Origin of the sequence: Modestobacter caceresii, assembly GCF_000761485.1 — a bacterium.
Taxonomy (GTDB): Bacteria; Actinomycetota; Actinomycetes; order Mycobacteriales; family Geodermatophilaceae; genus Modestobacter; species Modestobacter caceresii.
Map to the genome: position 1 here is coordinate 1 of NZ_JPMX01000107.1, position 3,314 is coordinate 3,314.

3 protein-coding genes and 1 pseudogene are annotated in these 3,314 nt (G+C 76.1%); all 4 read left to right on the forward strand.

Annotation, left to right across the window (positions count from 1 at the left end; translation table 11 throughout):
* A partial coding sequence (gene ruvX / locus IN07_RS20055; protein WP_036339540.1) for a RuvX/YqgF family protein occupies positions 1 to 176 on the forward strand: 176 nt, incomplete at its 5' end.
* Positions 173 to 2,221, forward strand: coding sequence for an endolytic transglycosylase MltG (gene mltG / locus IN07_RS20060; RefSeq protein ID WP_036339543.1), 2,049 nt, complete (start codon positions 173 to 175; stop codon positions 2,219 to 2,221). The genes ruvX and mltG, both read left to right, overlap by 4 nt.
* Before the next feature lie 28 nt (positions 2,222 to 2,249).
* Entirely contained in the window at positions 2,250 to 3,041 is a 792-nt protein-coding gene (locus IN07_RS20065; RefSeq protein WP_036339545.1) for a shikimate dehydrogenase, read from the forward strand.
* Between the two features lie 19 nt (positions 3,042 to 3,060).
* Positions 3,061 to 3,314 (forward strand): annotated as a pseudogene (locus tag IN07_RS20070) (prepilin peptidase); the annotation flags it as partial.

Here is a 3,314-nt window from a genome sequence, read left to right on the forward strand (position 1 = left end):
ACCTCGTCGACGAGAGGCTCTCCACAGTGACCGCAGCGAGCCACCTGCGCGCCGGCGGTATCGATGCCCGCCGCCAGCGCTCGGTGATCGACCAGGCGGCTGCCGTGGTGATCCTGCAGAGCCATCTCGACGAGCGACGACGCACTGGCCCCGACCTCAGGGGGCGCCACTCGTGACGGACCCGACCCAGCCGCACGCGAGCGGCCGCCACTCCGACGCCGATGCCGGCGCTGGACGCCCAGCAGCCGAGTTCCTGGCCGCCTGGGCAGGCGCCGCGACCCTGCAGCTCCCAGACGACCCGGCCGACGCGACGCTGCGACCGCGCCGACGCCGCCGGCACGCCCCGGACACCGGTGCCCGGGTCGGCCCGGCAGGCGGTGGCGTCGACGTGGCCGACGTGGAGATCACCGGGCTGGCCGCCTCCGGCATCGCCGACGCCGGTCTCGCGGCCGCCGGCCTCGACGTGAGCGCCTTCGACCTCGGTCGGCGCAGCGCGACCCCGGTGGCCCCCAGGGGCCCGGGAGGGATCGCCCCCGGTGCGCGGGCCCGCGAGGTCACCGTGCCGCAGACCGCCGAGATGCCCGCCGTACCGCCGGCCGTCCCGACCATCGGGGGAGCCGCGCACGGCGCCGGTCCGGCCGCCGCCCGGCGCCTCCCGGCCCCTCGGCCGTCCACCGAGCCCACCACCGCCGACCACGTCCGTGCGGACCGGTTCGCCGACGCCGGGACCGACCCTGGTTGGCTGTCGGCAGCCAACCGTCCCGTCCCCGGGCCGGTTGGACCGTCGTCGGTCCCGACGAGCGGGCCCTCCGGAGCGCTGGCCGGGCTCGTCACCGGGCAGGGCGGCACCGAGGTGCGCACCGCACCTCGGGACACGCCTGTCGACGAGCCGGCGACGGTGGTGCACGCTGCACTGACCGTCGACGGAGCCGACCCGGACGAGGAGCGCTGGCGGATGGTCTCCGAACGGCACGGGAGCGACGAGGGCGACCTCGACCCCGCCCATCACGACCCGCACGACGACGGTGCCTTCGCATCGGCGTCCCCGCAGACCGGCGGCCTCGACGTCATCGGTGGCGGTGACCACGACGAGCACCACGACGAGTACTACGACGGACACGACGACGGACACGACGACGGCGGTGTCGGCGGCGGCGGTCGTCGCGGTGCCGGTGGACGCGGCGGTCGCCGGGGCCCGGTGGTCGTCGTCCTGTCCCTGGTCGTCCTGGCCGCGCTGGTGGCCGGGATCTTCATCGGTGGCAAGGCCCTCTGGAACCGGGTGAACCCGGTGGCGGAGGACTACCCGGGTGCCGGCACCGGCGAGGTGGACGTCCGGGTGGAGCCGGGCGACTCGCTGCGCGCCATCGGCACCACGCTCGTCGAGGCCGACGTCATCGCCTCGGTGGCGCCGTTCACCGAGGCGGCCGAGGCCAACCCGGCCGCGACCGGCATCCAGCCCGGCGTCTACCGCCTGCGCCAGCAGATGTCCGGGCAGGCCGCGCTGGACCTGCTGCTGGACCCGGCGTCCCGCCAGGTCACCCGGGTCACCCTGCCCGAGGGCCTGCGGGTCACCCAGGTGCTGCAGCGACTGGCCGACGAGAGCGGTCTGCCGCTCGCGGAGCTCGAGGCCGCCGCCGCCGACCCGGCCCAGCTGGGGCTGCCCGCCTACGCCAACGGCCTGCTGGAGGGCTTCCTCTTCCCGGCCACCTACGACATCGAACCCGGCGAGACCGCGGTCGAGGTGCTCAGCGAGATGGTGGCGCGCACCGACCAGGTGCTCACCGAGCTGCAGATCCCGGTGGAGCAACGGCTCACGGCGCTGACCAAGGCGAGCCTGGTCCAGGCCGAGGCCGGCTCGATCGAGGACATGGGCAAGGTCGCCCGGGTGCTGGAGAACCGGCTGGCCGACGGCATGCCGCTGCAGCTGGACACCACGGTGAACTACGCCAACGACAAGGCCGGGATCACCACCAGCGCCGAGGACCGCGCCAACCCCTCCCTCTACAACACCTACGTCCACCCGGGCCTGCCGCCCGGCGCCATCAACAACCCGGGGGAGGAGGCGCTGCGCGCGGTGCTGGACCCGACCCCGGGCGACTGGCGCTTCTTCGTGGTCGTCGACCCCGACACCGGGGAGACCCGGTTCGCCGCGACCGGTGCCGAGCACCAGCAGAACGTGCTGCTGTTCCAGCAGTGGCTGCGGGACAACCCGGGCAATTGACGCACCGTCGCACCCCGGTCCGGCCGGCATGAGGGCAGCTGTCCTCGGCCGGCCGGTCGGGCACTCGCTGTCGCCCCTGCTCCACCGGGCGGCCTACGCCGCGCTCGGCCTGGACGACTGGAGCTACGACGCCCTGGACGTCGGGGCCGAGGACCTGCCGGTGCTGCTGGCCGGGCTCGGCCCGGAGTGGCGGGGCTTCTCGGTGACCATGCCGTGCAAGCAGGCGGCGGTGGCGGTGGCCGACGAGGTCGACCAGCTGCCGCGCCTGCTGGGCGCGGCGAACACACTGCTGCGCACCGACGCCGGCTGGCGCGCCGAGAACACCGACGTCACCGGTGTGGGCATGGCCCTCCAGCTGGGCGGTGTCGAGCGGGTCGAGCACGCCGCCGTCCTGGGGGCCGGGGGGACGGCGGCCGCAGCGGCGACCGCGCTCGCCTCCCTCGGCGCCCAGCAGGTGGACGTCGTCGTCCGGGAGCCCGCGCGGGCGGGTGACCTGCTGCGGGTGCTGGGCGCCCTCGGGGTGAGCGCCGACGTCCAGCGGCTGGACCGCGCCGGCTCGCTCACCGCGCCGGTGGTGGTCAGCACGGTCCCCGCCTCCGGTCAGGCGGCCGTCGCCGACCTCACCTGGTGGCGCGGACAGACGGTGCTGGACGTGCTCTACGCCGGCTGGCCGACGCCGCTGGCCCAGCGCGTGCAGGCAGCGGGCGGCCGGACCATCAGCGGCCTGGAGGTGCTGTTCTGGCAGGCCACCGCCCAGGTCGAGCTGATGACCGGCCGGCCGGCCCCGATCGAGGCCATGCGCGCCGCGCTGGACGCCTGACCGCACCCCGGTGACCGGGGTGTTCACCGTTGCCGCCGCCGTCCTCGGCCTGCTGCTCGGCCCGTGGCTGGCCACCACCACGGTGCGGCTGGCCGAGCGTGACCGTGCGGCGCGTCCGTCGTCCCGGCGGGTGCTGGGCACGGCGGTCCTCACGGCGGCGGCGCTCGCCGCCGCGCCCGCCCTCGCCGGACCGCGGCCGGCCGCCGTCGCCCTCGCCTGGTTCGGCGCGGCCGCCGTGGTGCTGGCCGGGGTGGACCTCGCCCGGCACCGGCT

Excerpts from the sequence above, each read along its gene's own strand:
- IN07_RS20065 (WP_036339545.1), top strand. The coding sequence starts at position 2,250 with ATGAGGGCAGCTGTCCTCGGCCGGCCGGTCGGGCACTCGCTGTCGCCC.